Source organism: Amycolatopsis sp. NPDC114505, assembly GCF_055633615.1.
Window position 1 is genome coordinate 161,757 of record NZ_JBVKDV010000004.1, and the last position, 16,890, is coordinate 178,646.

The window sequence follows — 16,890 nt, forward strand, 5'->3', positions numbered from 1 at the left end:
TCAGAACTCCCCGTCGGCGGCCGCGCGCTCGGCCAGTGTCCGAGCCTCCGGCGGCAACGCCTCGCGTGCCCGCGCCAGCGACACCACCGCGGCCCGGTCCGCCGCCGTCGTCCCGATGAGGTCTTCGGCCGTCACGCCGATGACGAGTCCGAAGTGGACGGAACGCGCGTCGGCCAGGTCGACGGCACCGGCGAACCGCCCGACTCCCAGCTGCAGAGGGACTTCCGCGACCACCTCGCCGTCGCGGGTCGCGAACGCGGACAGCGTCGCGTCGGCGAACGCCCCGGCGACCTCGACCTCGAGCCGGACAGCCGTCGGCGCCGCGACGACCCGCCAGGTCACGGTGTCGTCCGCGGCATCGAGGACGCCCGGCGGCACCCGCGCCCAGTCGACGCTCGCCCGGCCTTCGGCGACGACGCCCTCCCTGGCCGGGCCGGAACCGGTGCCCGCGGCCAGTGCGTACGCGCGCTGACCCGGCATCGCGGCGGCCGCCACCCGACCCGCGGCTTCGGCGCGTTCGACGTCGTCCTGCTCGTCGAACCAGGCCGACAACCGCGTGCACAAGTCACGGACTTCGTCGGCGACGGGCGTCGCGGCGAGTCCTTCGACGGCCGCGTCGAACAGTTCCGCGGGCGTGGCTTCGAAGCCGTCGAGCATGCCTTCGGCCACGGCCGAGGTGGCGACGGCGGCTTCGAGGTCCAGCAGCGCCGGGTCCAGCGCGGGAATGCCGAGCGCCGGGCTCGCGGGCCACCACCGGCGGGCCCACAGCAGAAGCGCGAGAGTCGCCAGTTCGGGCCTAGTGGGAACCTCGACGTGTCCGGACGCGAGCGCCTCCAGGGCGTGTTCCTCCCCGACTAGCCGCGTCAGCCACGGCTCCGCGGCCGCCGCGTCGGTGAGCTCGACGCGCATCGAGCCGGGCACGCCGGCGAGCAGGTCGGCGAGGGCGAAGCGGACGAGGCCGCCGTCCGCCGCGACGACGGGTGTGTGCACGGGGTGCGTCACGAGACGGCCTCCAGGTCCGGCAGGCGGGCCACGAGCGCGCGGCGCACCTTCGTCCGCAGGTCCAGCGAGGTCGACCGGACGACGCCGGTGACGAGGTCCCGCACGTCCGCGGCGTCGGCCGGGAGGTCACCGCGCACGTCGAAGCCGTGCAGGCGGATCCACAGCCGGCCGAGGAACTGCTTGCCGAACTCCCGCAGCTCGCGCACCAGCTCGGCGTCGGGACGCGGGGTGAGCGGCGTGGTGCCGGCCAGCGCCCGGCGCGCGTGGAGCACGTACCCCTCGCGCGCGACCTGGGCGTTGAGCTGCCGCGCGAATCCGGGGGCCGGTCCGGGCGCGACGCCGTCGAGCGGCCGGAGGGCGGGCGCGAGGACGACGCCGAGCGCGAAACACGTGGCCAGGGCGGGCATCCCGAGCCCGAACCCGGCGACGACGCGGCGGGCTTCGTCGTCGACGAGGCCGGCGACGTCACCCCGTTCGCCGGCGGGCAGCCGCCGCAGGGTGGCGCGCACCCGCCGTTCGACGCTGCGTTCGAGCAGTTCCGGACCGGCTTCATCTTGCCGCCGCAGCGGCGGGACGGCGGTGCGATCCCCGCGCTGCAGACCGAGATCCGGCGGCGGCGAGCCGGACACGACCTCGGCGGCCCGGGCGAGCGCGCCGGCTCCCCCGGGCTGCCGCAGCGCGAGGCCGAGCGCGTGCCCGGCGGCGGAACCCGCCAGCCACGCGGCATCCGTGAGGCTGTCCGCGAACTCGCCGAGCAGCACGGCGGCGTCGTCCGGCGCGAGACCGGCGTCGGCGTGCCAGCGGCGGTGCAGCCCGGCCGTCAGGTCCGCGGCCGCCCGGGGATCGGCGAGGTACGCGGTGAGCTGCGTGACGCCGGCTTCATCGCCTTCGCCGTGCAGCTCGCGCAACGCCGCCGCCGCGGTCTCCGGTGCTTCCGGTCCGGGCATGCCGAGTCCCGTCGCGAGCTCGTACGCCAAGGGGAAGCACACGTCCTGGACGTTGCCCGCGGTGATGCGCAGGGCCCGGCGCTGCCGCTTGAGGTGCCCGAACCACGCGGCGGTCGCCCGCAGCCGCGGCGCGTCGGCGAGGATCAGCTCGATGAGCTCGGCCGCCGCGGCGGGCTCGAGCAGCGGCCGGCCCAGCTTCGGCCGCGCGGCGGTGCGGACGACGAGGGGGTCGACGATCTTCTTGACCGTGCGGGTCAGCGGGCCGCCGTCGCCGGCCGAGAGGACGTCGAGGCCGGGAATCCGCTGCCACGCGGCGGCGAGCACGGCCGAGCGCGGCCGGGGCTTGCCCGATCCCGTCACCGCCGTCCCCTCCCCACGACCGCACCTTACGTGATCGGGACCCCGGCTCAGACGCGCTGCTCCGGCGGCACGTACTCGAAGGTCGGCCCCGCGGTCGTCCGCCCGTCGCCGCTGGGCAGCTTCATCAACGCCACCGCCTGCGCCCGCAGCGCGTACATCGTGCCGACCGAGGCCCCCAGCTGCCCCGGGTCGCCGGTGAAAGCCTGCTCCAGCTGGTAAAGCAGCAAGCTGTAGGTCTGGTTGAAGGCCTCCTGCGCCACCCGGACCACGCTGCCCTCCGGGTAGTCGGCCGTCCGCGGGTTCGGCCGCATCGGCAGCACCCCGTCGAGGTCGACCTCGATCTTCTCGCCCGTCGGCCCGGACGCCGGCGTGTCCCCGGTGCGGTACCGGCGGCCGAGGCTCAGCTCCCGGAAGCGGTAGTAGTGCGCCACCTCCTCGCGCTCGGGGTGGAAGACGTCGCGGTCGCCGTCCCAGACGTCGGTTCGGGCCGCGCCCTCGCCCTGCTCGACGACCTCCGCCAGCGCCGCCAGTGCGGTCTTCAGGTCGTGGACGGCGATGACCTCACCGCCGCCGCCCCGGAGGTGGAACGCGTCGACCTGCCGGGCCGGGTCGCCCGTGAAGACCGCGGCTTCGCCCAGCTCGTCGCACAGGTCGCGGAAGCCGGCCTCGATGGCGGCGTAGAACTGGCCGATCGTCTCGTACTCGTCCGATTCGGGCGGCGCCTCCGCCGACGCGGGCTGCTCGATGCGCAGGAACAGGTCGAGCGCTTCGGGGCCGAACGGCGCCAGGTGGACGTGCACGGAACGGTCGCCGTGCGGCAGCGGATGCGGGTAGGGCGGCAGGAGCGCGGGGGTGTCGAGCTGGGGCGACCCACCCACGGCGTTGAGCAGGTTCGCGGCCAGCGCGAGGTGCAGCATCTCCTCCGCCAGCACCGACCCGACCACCCGCACGGCTTCGGGGTTGCGGCCCGGGTCCAGCGAGTACAGCGCGCACAGGTACGGGGGAATGGTCGCGTGCTCCAGCTCGATCGCCCACTGCAGGTGGCGGCGGAGATCGTCCAGCGTGTCCATGGCTACCTCGGTTCGTCAGGTCGGTTGCGGCAGCTGAGACAAGACGCCGCCCCGGCTTGTGACTACTGAGGGCCGTTGGTCAGGGAGAGGTTGAACGCGTAGCGGGACGCGCGGTAGACGTGCCAGCCGTACTCGACCACGCGTCCGGTGTCGTCGTACGTCGTGCGCTGCATGGTCAGCAGGGCCGCGCCCGGCGGTTCGTCCAGCAGCTCCGCGTCCTCTTCGGTCGCCAGCCGGGCGCCGATGTGCTGCTCCGCCGCGTGCAGCCGGACCCCCGCCGAGCGCAGCAGCTGGTAGAGGCCCTTGGCGCGCAGCTCCTCGTCCGTCGGGTCGATGACGCCGTCGGGCAGGTAGTTGTTCATCAGGGCGAGCGGCTCGCCGTCGGTCGAGCGGATGCGCGTCAGCCGTCGCACCCGCGTCAGGCCCGGCGCCTCCAGCAGCGCGGCCACCTCGGCGTCAGCGTCCTCGACGTTGTTGGCCAGCACCACCGACTCCGGCTTGCCGCCGAGCCCCGAGAGGTCGTCGAACAGGCTGCTCAGCCGCAGCGGCCGCGCCACCTTCGTCCGGACGACCTGGGTGCCGACGCCGCGCCGCCGCACCAGCAGGCCCTGGTTGACCAGCGTCTGGATCGCCTGGCGCACGGTCGGGCGCGACAGCCGCAGGTTCGCCGCCAGGTCCACCTCGTTGCCCAGCCGGGCCCCCGCCGGAAGCCTACCGTCCTCGATCGCGGCGTGCAGCTGCTGCGAGACCTGGTGGTAGAGCGGTTCGGGGCTGCCCGGGTCCAGCACGATCTCCCGGCCGGGGTCCCAGGCCGGGTGCGTGACGTCCACGCGGGACGACGGCGGAGGGGTGCTCACCGCCGGAAGCCTACCGCCATCCGCGTCACCGGTAGGGATGACCTGTTGTCCATATGTCTTGACAAAGTCTCCGGCCGCTGGCACCGTCGATTCCGGGCCGATCGACGGTCCCGAGCGAGCCGAGGGAGCGACTGTGACCGACCTGGTGCGGCGTCTCGTCGCCAAGCGCGTGCACGACCCGGGAGCGATCGCCGAGGCGGCCACGAACCGGGTCCGGGCCACATCGCTCTTCAACCACAGCGACCGCATGATGATCATCGCCGCGGACCACCCCGCCCGCGGCGCCAACGCCGTGGGCGGCAATCCGTCGGCGATGGCCGACCGGGGCGAGCTGCTGGAGCGGCTGTGCCTCGCGCTGGAACGCCCCGGCGTCACCGGCGTGCTGGCGACCGCCGACGTCATCGACGACCTGCTGCTGCTCGGCGTGCTGGACGGCAAGACCGTGCTGGGGTCCATGAACCGGACCGGGCTGGCCGGGTCGAGCTTCGAGATCGACGACCGTTTCGCCTGCTACGACGCCGAAACGATCGAGCGGATGCGGTTCGACGGCGGCAAGACGCTCACCCGGATCTGCCTCGACGACCCCGCCACGCCCAGCGTCCTGGAGAACACCGCGAACGCCGTCAACGCACTGGCCGACCGCAAGCTGATCGCCATGGTCGAGCCGTTCCTGTCGGTCTGGACCGACGGCCGGGTCAAGAACGACCTCTCCCCCGACGCCGTCATCAAGTCGATCACGATCGCCGCCGGGCTCGGCCGCTCGTCGGCCTACACCTGGCTCAAGCTGCCGGTGGTGGACGACATGGAGCGGGTGCTCGCGTCGTCGACCCTGCCGGCCGTCCTGCTCGGCGGCGAGGTCAAGGACCCGGACGCGGCCTTCGCCGCCTGGCAGCGCGCGCTGACCCAGCCCACCGTGCAAGGCCTGGTCGTGGGGCGCTCGCTGCTCTACCCGCACGACGGGGACGTCGCCAAGGCCGTCGACACCGCGGTGGGGCTGTTGTGAACCCGCCTCGCGCCACTACCGGTAGGAGCACCGTGAACACCATCGAACACTGGATCGACGGCACCGCCACGCCCGCGGGCTCGACCCGCACGGCACCCGTCTTCGACCCGGCCACCGGGAAGCAGCAGGCTCAGGTCCTGCTCGCCGAAGCGTCCGATGTGGACACCGCGGTCGCGGCCGCGGGCAAGGCCTTCGAAGCGTGGGGCGACTCCTCGCTGTCCCAGCGGACCAAGGTGATGTTCGCCTTCCGCGAGCTGCTGGTGAAGCACGAGGACGAGCTCGCGCGGATCATCTCGAGCGAGCACGGCAAGGTCGTCGACGACGCCCGCGGCGAGATCGTGCGCGGCCGCGAGGTCGTCGAGTACGCCTGCGGCATCGCCGACGCCCTCAAGGGCAGCTTCTCCGACCAGGTCTCCCGCGACGTCGACGTCCACGACTTCCGCCAGCCGCTCGGGGTCGTCGCCGGGATCACGCCGTTCAACTTCCCGATCATGGTCCCGCTGTGGATGCACCCGGTCGCGATCGCCACCGGCAACACGTTCGTCCTCAAGCCGAGCGAACGCGACCCGTCGGTGTCGAACTTCGTCGCGCGGCTCTACGCCGAAGCCGGGCTGCCCCACGGCGTGTTCAACGTCGTGCACGGCGACAAGGTCGCGGTCGACGCGATCCTGGACCACCCGGACGTCGCGGCGGTGTCGTTCGTCGGCTCGACCCCGATCGCGAAGTACGTCCACGAACGCGGAACCTCGGCCGGCAAGCGCGTGCAGGCCCTCGGCGGGGCGAAGAACCACGCGGTCGTCCTGCCCGACGCCGATCTCGAGTACGCGGCCAACCACCTGACGGCGGCGGCGTTCGGCTCGGCCGGGCAGCGGTGCATGGCGATCTCGGTCGGCGTGGCCGTCGGGGCGGCGGGCGACAAGCTGGTCGAGGTCCTCGAGCGCAAGGCCCGTGAGGTCAAGGTCGGTCCCGGCGGCGACCCGGCCAGCGACATGGGCCCGGTGGTCACCGAGGCCGCCCGCGAGCGCGTGGTGAACTCCGTCGCGCGGGGCGCCGAGCAGGGCGCGACGGTGGTGGTCGACGGCCGCGGCCTGACGGTCGAGGGCCACGAGGAAGGCTTCTTCGTCGGCCCGTCCCTGCTGGACAACGTCACCACGGAGATGGACGCCTACCGCGAGGAGATCTTCGGCCCGGTGCTGGCGGTCGTGCGCGCGGAGACGGTGGACGAGGCGATCGCGATCATCAACGCCAACCCCTACGGCAACGGCACCGCGATCTTCACCGGCAGCGGCGAGGCGGCGCGCAAGTTCCAGCGCGAGGTCAAGGTCGGCATGATCGGCGTCAACGTGCCGATCCCGGTCCCGATGTCGTACTACTCGTTCGGCGGCTGGAAGGACTCCCTGATCGGCGACAGCCCCATCCACGGCCCGGCGGGCGTCCGCTTCTACACCCGCGCGAAGGTGGTGACGACGCGCTGGCCGCACACGAGCACCTCAGCCGCCTTCAACTTCCCCACGTCCAGCTAACCGGAACACCTGTCTCCGTTTCTTGGTATCGTGGCCGTCATGGGTTACCGAGGTCCGCTCCCGAAGAACGCCGTCGACCGCGTCAACACCTGCGTGGGCTCGCTCCGGACGTCCCCGCGCTGGGGCCGGCTGGTCCGCCGCCACCTCACCCAGGTCACGTACACGGGACGCCGGTCGGGCCGCACGTTCACCACGCCGGTCGGCTACCGGCGGGCCGGTGACGTCGTCACGATCGGCGTCAGGCTGCCGGACGCGAAGAACTGGTGGCGCAACTTCACCGGCGACGGCGGCCTGCTGGCCCTCGAGCTCGACGACGCGGAGCGCACCGGCCACGCGGTGGCGCACCGCGACGAGAAGGGCCGCGTCACGGTGACCGTCCGGCTGCACGACGACGAAACCGCCTAGCGGGCCATCCCGTGCCAGAGCAGTTCGGCGAGACCGGCCGCGTCGCCGCGCCAGTCGCCGTCCGGGTCGAGCAGGAGCAGCCCGGCCAGGCCTCGCAGCACCACCATCGGGTCGAGGTCCGGCCGCACGGTCCCGGCCGCCTCGTTGGCCTTCAGCAACGTCGAGACCGCGCCGACCATCGCCTCGTAGGCGCTCGCCGGCAGCTCGCCGCGGGACGCCGTCGCGCGGCGCAGCGCGTCAGCGAGTCCCTTCTTGGTCATCATGTAGTGCGCCAGGTGGTCGGTCACCCACGCCCGGAACGCCTCGTCGGCGGCGTACTTCTCCAGCAGTACCGGCACGATGTCGACGATGTGCCGCACCTCGCGCTCGTACACCGCGAGGATCAGCGACTCCGGCGTCGGGAAGTGCCGGTACACCGTGCCGACGCCGACCTCCGCCTGCTTCGCGATCGCGTTGAACGAGACCTCGCCCGTCTTCGCCAGCGACTCCGCGGCGGAGACGAGGATGCGCTCGTGGTTACGCCGGGTGTCCGCGCGCCGGGGGCTGACCGATCCCGTCGTCATCGTCCTCCCGTTCCTCGTGCCGTCGCGCCGAATCTAACCCAGACCTGGAGCGACTCCAGCATGTCCGGTTCGTTGCGAACCGGATTGTAATCCGCTAGCCTCGCGAACGGGTGAAGCGGATGAGTATCCGCTCCCCGATCGCCGCCACCACCACCGTCAGGTACCCATCCGGACGAGCTGCGGAAAGAGACCAGTGGAAATCTCACTCGAAGTCAATGGCAGTACCGAACACCTGGACGTCGATCCGGGGGTGACCCTGCTCGACGCGCTGCGCGAGCGCCTCGACGTCACCGGCCCGAAGAAGGGCTGCGACCGCGGGCAGTGCGGCGCCTGCACCGTGCACGTCGGCGGCCGGCCCGTGCTTTCGTGCCTCACGCTGGCGGCCACCGTCAGGCAGCCGGTGACCACCGTCGAAGGACTGTCCACAGAGGACCGTCTGCACCCGGTGCAGCAGGCCTTCGTCGACCAGGACGCCCTGCAGTGCGGGTTCTGCACCGCCGGGCAGGTCATGTCGGCGGTCGCCGCCGTCGAGCAGGACGTCGAGGACGTACGGGAGTTCATGTCCGGCAACCTCTGCCGGTGCGCGGCCTACCCGAACATCGTCAAGGCCGTCGAGCAGGCGAGGCGGGCCGATGCGTCCCTTTGAGCTGACCGCCCCCACCACCGTCGAAGACGCCCTCGCGACCCCCGGCACGTTCCTGGCCGGCGGGACGACGCTGGTCGACCTCATGAAGCTCGACGTCCTCACCCCGCGGCACGTCCTGGACATCAACCAGGTCCCGCTGCGCGGCATCGACACGAGCGACGGCCTGCGTTTCGGCGCGCTGGAGCGGATGAGCGCCATCGCCGCGCACCCGCAGGTGTACCCGGCGATCTCGCGCGCGCTGCTGCTGAGCGCGTCCCAGCAGATCCGGAACATGGCCAGCATCGGCGGGAACCTGCTGCAGCGCACGCGCTGCTCGTACTTCCGCGACGTCGCCACCCCGTGCAACAAGCGCGAGCCCGGCAGCGGCTGCTCGGCGCTCGGCGGCGCCAACCGGATGCACGCGATCTTCGGCTCCAGCGACTCGTGCGTCGCCACGCACGCCAGTGACGTGGCCGTCGCCCTGGTCGCGCTCGACGCGCGCCTGCGGCTGGCGGACGCCGAAGGCACCCGCGAAGTCGCCCTGCGCGACTTCTACCAGGTGCCCGGCGACACCCCGGCGCTGGAGAACGACCTGCGTCCCGGTGAGCTGATCACCGAGGTCACCGTGCCGCGGCTGGACTGGGCGGCCAACTCCACCTACGTCAAGGTGCGCGACCGGCAGTCCTATGAGTTCGCGCTGTGCTCCGCCGCCGTCGCGCTCGACGTGCGGGACGGCGTCATCGCCGACGCGCGGGTCGCGGCCGGCGGCGTCGGGACGGTGCCGTGGCACCTGCCCGCCGTCGAGGACGCCCTGCGCGGCGCCCCGGCGACCCAGGCCTCCTTCGAGACCGCCGCGGCCGTGGCCGCCGACGGCGCGCGCCCGTTGTCCGACAACGGTTTCAAGGTGTCGCTGCTGAAGCGGACGCTCGTCCGCGCCCTGCTCGAACTGACCGAGGGGAGCTCCCGATGATCACCCGGCTCGACGCGCCGCTGAAGGTCACCGGCGGGGCCAAGTACGGCGCCGACCACACCTTCCCCGGCCAGGTCTACGGCTACGTCGTGCTCAGCACGGTCGCCCACGCCGAGATCGAGGCGATGGACTTCTCCGCCGCGCGGGACGCCCCCGGCGTCGTCGGCGTGTACTCGCCGTTCGACCCGCTGGAGCTCAAGACGGCGACCTCGCCGCTGTTCGGCGAGACGTGGGTCCCGCTGCAGACCAAGGAAGTCACCTACTACGGCCAGCCGATCGGCTTCGTCGTCGCGGAGACGTTCGAGCAGGCCCGGGACGCGGCGGCGCTCGTCACGGTCGGCTACCGCGAGCTGCCGGCCAAGACGTCGCTCTCCGCCGGCCTCGCCGAGGCCGAAGACGCGCCCCCGGGCCGCGACGGCGAGGGGTCGACGCTGGAGATCCTCAAGGACGGCGTCGAGTCCATCGACGACGCGTTCGCCGCGAGCCCGGTGGTCGTCGAAGCGACGTACTCGACCGCGACGCAGAACCACGCCGCGATGGAGCCCCACTCCGCCGTCGCGGTGTGGGACGGCGGCGAGGTGACCGTCTACAGCGGCAACCAGGCGTCGAACCTGCAGGCGATGGAGCTCGCCAGCGCGCTCGACGTGCCGCTGGAAGCCGTGCACTGCGTGAACCCGTTCGTGGGCGGCGCGTTCGGCGGCAAGGGACGCACGTCGTCGCCGGCGTTCCTGGCCGCCGCGGCGGCCCGCGCCCTCGGCCGCCCGGTGAAGTCCACGCTCGCCCGTGAGCAGGTCTTCACCGCGACCGCCGGCCGCGCGGCGACCGTCCAGACGATCAAGCTCGGCGCCGAGCGCGACGGCAGCCTGGTCGCCCTGAGCCACGACTCCTGGTGCAGCACGGACACCGCGCGCTCGTTCGTCGAACCGACGTCGCACGGCACCTCGCGCGAGTGGTACGCGACGCGGAACCTGGCCATCAGCCAGAAGATCGTGCCGCTGAACGTCCCGCCGACGACGTTCATGCGCGCGCCCGGCGAGGCACCCGGCTCGTTCGCGCTGGAGAGCGCGATCGACGAGCTCGCCGAGGCGCTCGGCATGGACCCGATCGAGCTGCGGATCAAGAACAACTCGACCGCCCCGCCGGGCAAGGACCTGCAGTGGTCGAGCAAGCACCTCGACGAGTGCTTCCGCGTCGGCGCGGCCCGGTTCGGCTGGCAGCACCGCCGGCCCGGCGGCCACACCGACGGCGACTGGCTCGTCGGGATGGGCGCGGCGACCGCGATGTTCCCCGCCCTGCGGTTCCCGGCCACCGTCGGCGTCACGCTCAACGCGGACGACACGGCTGTCGTCGCGACGAGCGGCGCGGACCCCGGCACCGGCCTGCTCACCGTGCTTTCCCTCGTGGGCGCGGAGTCGCTGGACATCCCGGCCGACCGGATCACCCCGAAGCTCGGCGACTCGTCCCTGCCGCCGGGTGGTCTCTCCGGCGGTTCGACGGCGACGGCGAGCGCGGGCACGGCGATCATGATCGCCGCGACCAAGGCGATCGACGAGCTGGTCGCCCTGGCGTCCGACCCCGGCGCGCCGTTCGAAGGCGCCGAAGTCACCTACGCCGACGGCCGCGTCTTCGCGAACGGGCAGACCATGACGTTCGGCGAGCTGCTGCGGACGCTGGGCCGGGAGACACTCGAGGTGACCGGCTCGTCGGCCCCCGGCGAGGAGCTGACCAAGCACTCCTTCAGCTCGTGGGGCGCCCAGTTCGTCGAGGTCCGCGTGCACAAGTGGACGCGCGAGGCCCGGGTGTCGCGGATGCTCGGCGTGTTCGACGCGGGCCGGATCATCAACGACAAGGCGGCCCGCAGCCAGCTGATGGGCGGCATGATCTGGGGCATCTCGGCCGCGTTGCACGAGGGCCTGGAGATCGAGGCCAACGGCCGGCTCGCGAACGGCGACTTCGCGAGCTACCTGCTCCCGGTGAACGCCGACATCCCGGAGGTCGACGTCCAGCTCGTCGAGTACCCGGACACCCTGCACAACGCGGTCGGCGCGCGCGGGGTCGGCGAGATCGGCACGGTCGGCATGGCCGCGGCGGTCGCCAACGCCGTCCACAACGCCACCGGTATCCGGGTCCGGCACATCCCGATCACCATCGAAGATCTGCTCGAAGACTGACGCCGGGGGCGGGGCGCGCACGCGTGTCCCGCCCTCGGCGTTCGGCCACCTGGCGCAACGGGCCCGGCGCCGTTATCCATCCGCGACAATTCCCGCGACGGTTCGCCCATGACGGCGGTCCGTCCCCGGTCCTAGGCTGACGGGCGCTCGTCCGATCTTCCTCGAAGGGACCCCCCGGCATGACCGACCCCGTCGTCCCCACCACGTCCGGCGCGGTCCGCGGTCACGTCACCGCCGCCGGCTTCGCGCTGTTCCGCGGCATCCCGTACGCCGCCGCGCCGGAGGGCGACCTGCGCTTCGCCGAACCCGTCCCGGCCCCGCCGTGGGAGGACGTCCGCGACGCGAGCAGACCGGGGCCGACCGCACCGCAACGCCGGCACGACGTGCCCGGGCTCGACCTCGCTCCCCTCACCGGCACCGGCTGGCGGCCGGGCCCGGAGTACCTGACGGTCGACGTCTGGACCCCGCAGCTCGGCGCGGCCGGCCTGCCCGTCCTCGTGTTCGTGCACGGCGGCGCGTTCCTGGGCGGCACCGGGTCGGCGCCGGTCTACGACGGCACGTCGTTCTCGCACGCGGGCGCGGTGCTCGTGACCGTCCAGTACCGCCTCGGCGTCGACGGCTTCCTGCCGCTGGACGGCGGCGCGACGAACCTCGGGCTGCGCGACCAGCTCGCGGCCTTGCGGTGGGTCCAGGAGAACATCGCCGGCTTCGGCGGCGACCCCGGCAACGTGACCTTCTTCGGCGCGGCCTCCGGCGCGGTCAGCGTCGCCTGCCTCCTCGGTTCTCCCCTCTCGGCGGGGCTCTTCCGCCGGGCCATCGTCCAGAGTGGACACCCGGACATGGTGCGCGACTTCGTCCAGGCGCGCCGCCTCGCCCGGGTGATCGCCGACGAGCTGAAGGCCGAACCGACCGCCGAGGCGTTCCGGAAGGTCTCGACCGAGCAGCTGCTCGACGCGCAGGACGCCGTCCTGCGGCCCGGTGGCGCCCCCGACCTGCGCGACGCGCTCGGCTACGACCGCGGCTACGGGCTCAGCCCGTTCCTCCCGGTGTTCGGCGACGACGTCCTGCCGCAGCACCCGGCCAAGGCGATCCGGGCCGGCGCGGGCCGCGACGTCGACCTCGTCGTCGGCAGCTGCAGCGAGGAGATGCGGCTCTACCTCGTGCCCACCGGCGCGCTCGACGCGGTGACCGACGACCAGGCCGTGGCGTCGCTGGCGGTGTCGCACCCCGACCCGGCCGGCGTGCTCGTCCGGTACGGCCTCGGCGCGGACCGCTCGGCGGGCGAGGTCCTCGTCGCCGCCCTGACCGACCTGGTCTTCCGCGACGGCGTGCGCGACCTGGCCGAGCACCACGGCGGCCGGACCTTCCGGTACGAGTTCGAGTGGGGTTCGCCGCTGCTCGACGGCAGCCTGGGCGCGTGCCACGGGCTCGAGCTGCCCTTCGTGTTCGACGCGCTGGGGCCGGTGTCCGGGCCGCGGGGCCTGCTGGGCGAGCACCCGCCGCGGGAGCTGGCCCGCGACCTGAACAGCGCCTGGTACCGCTTCGCGGCCACCGGGTCGCCGGGCTGGGCGGAGTACACGGGCGAGGACACGATCTTCCACACCTACTGACGAACACCCCTGCCCCCACCCCGGGGGCGGTTGACGACGCCCCCGCCGCGCTGCCAGGCTCAGACCGCCCGGACGGCCGGACGAAATGGGGACCAACCGATGCCCGAGGCGGGCTCCGCCGCGCCGCCGCGCGCGCTCGTTCGCACGTTGTTGCGCAGCGGCACACCCGCGGAACCGGCCGAGCCCCCCGACGAGCACGGCGACCTCGCCGCCATCGGGGACGCGACGCTCGCCCGCGCCGCGCGCTACTGGGTCGTCGTGCCGCTGGCCTACCGGATCGCGGCGTTCGTCAAGGTGTTCATCGGGTTCGCCGCGGCCAACGGCAGGCTCGGGCTGGGGCCGGTGCTGGCCGCCACGGTGTTCGCCGTCGCGGCCAACACCGCCGCGGTGGCCTGGGTGCTGCGCTCGGGCGGGCTGCGGGCCCGCGTCACCGGCCGCGCACTGGGCCTGGACCTGGCCGTCGGGGTGGCGCTCAACTTCGCCGTCGCGGCGACGGCCCCGGCGTCGGTGCAGCCGTTCGCCGTCGACGTGTCCTGGACCTGGCTGGTCGGCGCGGTGGCGATGTGGGCGGGCACGTCCGGGCTGCCCTCGGCGCTGTGGCTGGTGGTGGCGGCCGTCCCGCTCCGGGCGGCGCTCACGCTGGCCGGCGGCCTCCCGCTGACCGACCAGCTCTCCGTGACGCGGTCGATCGGCTGCATGGTCGCGCTGGGCGTGGCGATCGTGCTCGCCGCGGGCATCCTCATCCTCCTCGGCGCCGGCACGCGGTTCGCGGTCGACATCGGGATCCGGCGCGGGCGCGAGGCCGAGCGCCGCCGGACCCGGCGCATCATGCACGACAGCGTGCTGCAGACGCTGGAAGCGCTTGCCATCTCGGCGCCGGGCGACGACGCGCACGCCGTGAGCCGGCTGTCGGAGGTGCGGTCGGTGGCCAAAGCCGAGGCCGCCGAGATCCGCCGCCAGATCACCGAGCCCATCCCGAACGGGACGACGCGCGGGTTCGCGGTCGAGCTCGCCGACGTCGCGACCGAGATGGCCCGCGACGGCCTGCGCACCCAGCTCGTCGCCGCGGACTTCGCCGACGACGACAAGCTCTCCCAGGACCGCCGCACAGCGATGTGCGAAGCGGTGCGGGAAGCGTTGCGCAACACGGTGAAGCACTCCGGGACGAAGCAGGTCGTGCTGCGCGTGGAGGAGCGCGACGGCGGGATCGCGGTGGTGGCGCGCGACCAGGGCGAGGGCTTCGACGTCCGCGAGCGGCCGCCCGGCTTCGGCATCACCCAGTCGATCGTGGCCCGCCTGGCCGAGGTCGGCGGCCACGGCACGGTGGACTCCCAGCCGGGCCGCGGCACCCGCGTGACGATGTGGGTGCCGAGCTAGTCAACACTTCTGCGCCGGCAGGCAAGACCGCGGTGGCGTCCGGGGCGCACCATGCCCGGACCAAGCCATCGCGGGAGGAGAATCCCATGTCCGACGCACTGCGCCGGGACGCGCTGGGCACGCCGGGTGTCGTGTTCCTCGTGCTGGCCGCCGTCGCGCCGCTCACCGGCATCGTCGTCATCGCCGCACTGGGCATCGCGCTCGGGAACGGCGGGGGCATGCCCGGCGCGTTCCTGCTCGCCGCCGTGATCCTCGTGCTCTTCGGCGTCGGCTACGCGCAGATGAGCAAGGTCGTCACCGGCGCGGGCGGGTTCTACGTCTACGTCACCAAGGGGCTGGGCCGCCCGCTCGGCCTGGTCGCGGCGCGGATCGCGCTGCTGGGCTACAACTGCTTCGTCGCCGGCGCGGGGTCGACGTCAGCGCGAAGATGCTCGGGGTCTCGCTGGTCCTGGAGGTGTCGATCCTGCTCGTCCTGGACGTCGCGATCGCCGTCCGGACCGGCCTCGACGTCCACGCCTTCGCACCCGGCGTGGTCTTCTCCGGCTCGGTCGGGGTCGCGTTCCTGTTCGCCTTCAACGCGTTCGTCGGTTTCGAGGCCACCGGGCTGTTCAGCGAGGAGGCGCGTGACCCGCACCGCACGGGAAGACTACCCAGGACCACCTCGCGACCGGCGACCTCGTGTTCTCGATCAGCCACACCTACCTCGGCTCGTTCCTCACCGACGTGATGATGCTGCTGCTGGTCGTCAGCCTGTTCGCGGCCCTGCTGGCCCTGCACAACTCCGCGACGCGCTACCTGTTCGCGCTCGGCCGGGCCCGGGTGCTGCCCGCGGTCGTCGGCCGGACGAACGCGGCCAACGGCGCGCCGTACGTCGCCGGCGGGACGCAGATCGGCGTGGCGACGCTGATCGCGGCGGTGTACGCGCTGGCCGGGCTGGACCCGCTCGCCGACCTCACGGCCAGCATGACCGGCATCGGGACACTCGGGGTGATCGCCTTGCAGGCACTGGCCGGGGTCGCCGTCGTCGCGTTCTTCCGCAAGCGGCGTGACTCCCGGATCTGGCGCACCGCGGTGGCTCCGGGCCTCGGCGGGGCGGGCCTGATCGCGGTGACGACGCTGGCGTTCCTCAACTTCCCCACCCTCGCCGGGTCCGAAGCGCCGGCGATCGCGCTGCTGCCGTGGCTGCTGGCGGTGGCGGTGGCCGGCGGGCTCGCGCTCGCGGTGTGGCTGCGGAGTCGCCGCCCGGACGTCTACGCGGGCCTGGACGAGCTCGGCCTCGAAACGGTCTCGGGCTAGGCCGCACGCCGGGCGTCGCGCTCGGCGGCCAGGCTCGCGCGGCAGGCCGCGGTCAGCCGGGTGGTGGCGGCGCTGCCGCCGTGACCGCACCGCGGGCAGGTCATCGAAACCCCGAGCGACAGCTCGTCGACGGCGACGCACAGCTCGGTCCGGCAGCCCCGGCACCAGCGGTGCCGGGTGACCGGGCTGACGTGCGCCGGCGAGGCGACGCACTGGTGGATCCACCGGCCGTGCACGTGGCAGGTCAGGCGGTCGTCCGGCGCCAGCAGGCCGACGTCTTCGGCGTCGTCCTCGGTGGCGAGCAGGACCGGCAGGCTGCGGACCCGGGTGGTGGTGCACGTCGTGGCGGTCATCGCGATCCCCTTTCCTCACCTGTTCGTCGAAGGGGAACCACCCGGATCGACTTCCGGACCTGATTGGCCGGATCTCGGCGGTTCTTGGCATTCCAGCCACTGCCGGTGCCGCGCGAAGATCGCTAACTTCGGCGGGTGTCGAAATTCCTGCTCTCGGTCCACGTCCTGGCGGCGATCGTCGCCGTCGGCCCGGTCGCCGTCGCGGCCAGCATGTTCCCCGCCGCCGTCCGGAAGGGTGATCTCAAGATCGCGAAGACGCTGCACCGGATCTGCCGCGTGTACGCCTACGCCGCCATCGCGGTCCCGGTGTTCGGCTTCGGCGTCGCGGGCACGATGCACGTCATGGGCGACCCGTGGCTGCTCGTGTCCATCGGGCTGACCGCCATCGCGGCCGCGGTGCTCGCGGCCCTGGTACTGCCGCGGCAACGGCGCCTGCTGGCCGAGGAGTCCACTTCGGACAAACTGAGCAGGCTCGCGATGGTCACGGGGGTGTTCAACCTGCTGTGGGCGGCGGTGACGGTGCTGATGATCGTCCGCCCCGGCTCCTCGACCGGCGCTTAACCGGGTCGAGCATCTACAGGAAGCCGTTCTCCGCCTTCGCCGAGCCCACGTTCAGCGCCGGGTGCCTTCCAGGGGAATGAGCGTCCCCGAATATCACCGGCACGGTCGACAAACGAGACAGAACTCATGACAGAAGGTTCCACGGCACAAATCTGCAACAAACTACGCGCAAATCGTTCATAACACATACGCCCGCA

17 protein-coding genes are annotated in these 16,890 nt (G+C 72.9%); 11 read left to right on the plus strand and 6 right to left on the minus strand.

Annotated features, from left to right (window positions below):
* The 4 genes from ACZ7OU_RS38920 to ACZ7OU_RS38935 form a co-directional block, all read right to left on the minus strand.
* Complete coding sequence (locus ACZ7OU_RS38920) at positions 1–1,002, minus strand: hypothetical protein (RefSeq protein ID WP_470259149.1); 1,002 nt, start codon at positions 1,000–1,002, stop codon at positions 1–3.
* Positions 999–2,309, minus strand: coding sequence for a hypothetical protein (locus tag ACZ7OU_RS38925; protein WP_470259150.1), 1,311 nt, complete (start codon positions 2,307–2,309; stop codon positions 999–1,001). The genes ACZ7OU_RS38920 and ACZ7OU_RS38925 overlap by 4 nt, the downstream gene beginning before the upstream one ends.
* A gap of 47 nt (positions 2,310–2,356) precedes the next feature.
* A complete protein-coding gene (locus ACZ7OU_RS38930; RefSeq protein ID WP_470259151.1) occupies positions 2,357–3,379 on the minus strand; it encodes a ferritin-like domain-containing protein in 1,023 nt (340 codons plus the stop codon).
* A gap of 62 nt (positions 3,380–3,441) precedes the next feature.
* Complete coding sequence (locus ACZ7OU_RS38935) at positions 3,442–4,236, minus strand: GntR family transcriptional regulator (protein WP_470246340.1); 795 nt, start codon at positions 4,234–4,236, stop codon at positions 3,442–3,444.
* A gap of 133 nt (positions 4,237–4,369) precedes the next feature.
* Between ACZ7OU_RS38935 and ACZ7OU_RS38940 the strand changes: the two genes are divergently transcribed.
* Genes ACZ7OU_RS38940 through ACZ7OU_RS38950 form a run of 3 tightly spaced genes read left to right on the plus strand, consistent with a single transcriptional unit; the run spans position 4,370 to position 7,167 of the window.
* Entirely contained in the window at positions 4,370–5,239 is an 870-nt protein-coding gene (locus tag ACZ7OU_RS38940; RefSeq protein WP_470259152.1) for a Cgl0159 family (beta/alpha)8-fold protein, read from the plus strand.
* 32 nt (positions 5,240–5,271) lie between these two features.
* Positions 5,272–6,762, plus strand: a complete 1,491-nt coding sequence (locus ACZ7OU_RS38945; RefSeq protein WP_470259153.1) for a CoA-acylating methylmalonate-semialdehyde dehydrogenase — start codon at positions 5,272–5,274, stop codon at positions 6,760–6,762.
* Between the two features lie 39 nt (positions 6,763–6,801).
* Positions 6,802–7,167 carry a hypothetical protein gene (locus ACZ7OU_RS38950; RefSeq protein ID WP_470246337.1) on the plus strand — a complete coding sequence of 122 codons (366 nt, stop codon included), beginning with the start codon at positions 6,802–6,804 and terminating at the stop codon, positions 7,165–7,167.
* Here ACZ7OU_RS38950 and ACZ7OU_RS38955 read toward each other — a convergent pair.
* Positions 7,164–7,730, minus strand: coding sequence for a TetR/AcrR family transcriptional regulator (locus tag ACZ7OU_RS38955; protein WP_470246336.1), 567 nt, complete (start codon positions 7,728–7,730; stop codon positions 7,164–7,166). The two genes, ACZ7OU_RS38950 and ACZ7OU_RS38955, sit on opposite strands and share 4 nt — an antisense overlap.
* A 193-nt stretch (positions 7,731–7,923) precedes the next feature.
* Here ACZ7OU_RS38955 and ACZ7OU_RS38960 point away from each other — a divergent pair, with 193 nt between their 5' ends.
* The 7 genes from ACZ7OU_RS38960 to ACZ7OU_RS38990 all read left to right on the plus strand — a co-directional run bounded on the left by ACZ7OU_RS38960 (position 7,924) and on the right by ACZ7OU_RS38990 (position 15,779).
* Positions 7,924–8,376 (plus strand): (2Fe-2S)-binding protein, encoded by a 453-nt coding sequence (locus ACZ7OU_RS38960; RefSeq protein WP_470246335.1) that lies wholly within the window; start codon positions 7,924–7,926, stop codon positions 8,374–8,376.
* Positions 8,363–9,325, plus strand: coding sequence for an FAD binding domain-containing protein (locus ACZ7OU_RS38965; RefSeq protein ID WP_470259154.1), 963 nt, complete (start codon positions 8,363–8,365; stop codon positions 9,323–9,325). Before ACZ7OU_RS38960 ends, ACZ7OU_RS38965 begins: the two co-directional genes overlap by 14 nt.
* The gene (locus ACZ7OU_RS38970) at positions 9,322–11,496 is read left to right on the plus strand and encodes a xanthine dehydrogenase family protein molybdopterin-binding subunit (RefSeq protein ID WP_470259155.1); all 2,175 of its coding nucleotides are present in this window, start codon (positions 9,322–9,324) and stop codon (positions 11,494–11,496) included. Before ACZ7OU_RS38965 ends, ACZ7OU_RS38970 begins: the two co-directional genes overlap by 4 nt.
* 179 nt (positions 11,497–11,675) lie before the next feature.
* Positions 11,676–13,106, plus strand: a complete 1,431-nt coding sequence (locus ACZ7OU_RS38975; RefSeq protein WP_470259156.1) for a carboxylesterase/lipase family protein — start codon at positions 11,676–11,678, stop codon at positions 13,104–13,106.
* Between the two features lie 99 nt (positions 13,107–13,205).
* Positions 13,206–14,483 (plus strand): sensor histidine kinase, encoded by a 1,278-nt coding sequence (locus ACZ7OU_RS38980; protein ID WP_470246331.1) that lies wholly within the window; start codon positions 13,206–13,208, stop codon positions 14,481–14,483.
* A gap of 427 nt (positions 14,484–14,910) precedes the next feature.
* Entirely contained in the window at positions 14,911–15,210 is a 300-nt protein-coding gene (locus ACZ7OU_RS38985) for a hypothetical protein (protein ID WP_470259157.1), read from the plus strand.
* Positions 15,162–15,779, plus strand: a complete 618-nt coding sequence (locus ACZ7OU_RS38990; RefSeq protein ID WP_470259158.1) for an amino acid permease — start codon at positions 15,162–15,164, stop codon at positions 15,777–15,779. The genes ACZ7OU_RS38985 and ACZ7OU_RS38990 overlap by 49 nt, the downstream gene beginning before the upstream one ends.
* On the opposite strand, the gene ACZ7OU_RS38995 is transcribed toward ACZ7OU_RS38990, so the two are convergent.
* Positions 15,776–16,132, minus strand: coding sequence for a hypothetical protein (locus ACZ7OU_RS38995; protein WP_470259159.1), 357 nt, complete (start codon positions 16,130–16,132; stop codon positions 15,776–15,778). The genes ACZ7OU_RS38990 and ACZ7OU_RS38995 overlap by 4 nt on opposite strands.
* A 135-nt stretch (positions 16,133–16,267) precedes the next feature.
* On the opposite strand from ACZ7OU_RS38995, the gene ACZ7OU_RS39000 reads away from it, so the two are divergent.
* Complete coding sequence (locus ACZ7OU_RS39000) at positions 16,268–16,693, plus strand: DUF2269 family protein (RefSeq protein WP_470259160.1); 426 nt, start codon at positions 16,268–16,270, stop codon at positions 16,691–16,693.
* Positions 16,694–16,890: the final 197 nt, after the last annotated feature.

What these genes read in the sequence shown, in the direction of transcription:
- ACZ7OU_RS38930 (WP_470259151.1), bottom strand. Translation starts at nt 3,379, where the DNA reads ATGGACACGCTGGACGATCTCCGCCGCCACCTGCAGTGGGCGATCGAG.
- ACZ7OU_RS38950 (WP_470246337.1), top strand. Translation starts at nt 6,802, where the DNA reads ATGGGTTACCGAGGTCCGCTCCCGAAGAACGCCGTCGACCGCGTCAAC.
- ACZ7OU_RS38955 (WP_470246336.1), bottom strand. Translation starts at nt 7,730, where the DNA reads ATGACGACGGGATCGGTCAGCCCCCGGCGCGCGGACACCCGGCGTAAC.
- ACZ7OU_RS38965 (WP_470259154.1), top strand. Translation starts at nt 8,363, where the DNA reads ATGCGTCCCTTTGAGCTGACCGCCCCCACCACCGTCGAAGACGCCCTC.
- ACZ7OU_RS38970 (WP_470259155.1), top strand. Translation starts at nt 9,322, where the DNA reads ATGATCACCCGGCTCGACGCGCCGCTGAAGGTCACCGGCGGGGCCAAG.
- ACZ7OU_RS38975 (WP_470259156.1), top strand. Translation starts at nt 11,676, where the DNA reads ATGACCGACCCCGTCGTCCCCACCACGTCCGGCGCGGTCCGCGGTCAC.
- ACZ7OU_RS38980 (WP_470246331.1), top strand. Translation starts at nt 13,206, where the DNA reads ATGCCCGAGGCGGGCTCCGCCGCGCCGCCGCGCGCGCTCGTTCGCACG.
- ACZ7OU_RS38985 (WP_470259157.1), top strand. Translation starts at nt 14,911, where the DNA reads ATGCTCGGGGTCTCGCTGGTCCTGGAGGTGTCGATCCTGCTCGTCCTG.
- ACZ7OU_RS38995 (WP_470259159.1), bottom strand. Translation starts at nt 16,132, where the DNA reads ATGACCGCCACGACGTGCACCACCACCCGGGTCCGCAGCCTGCCGGTC.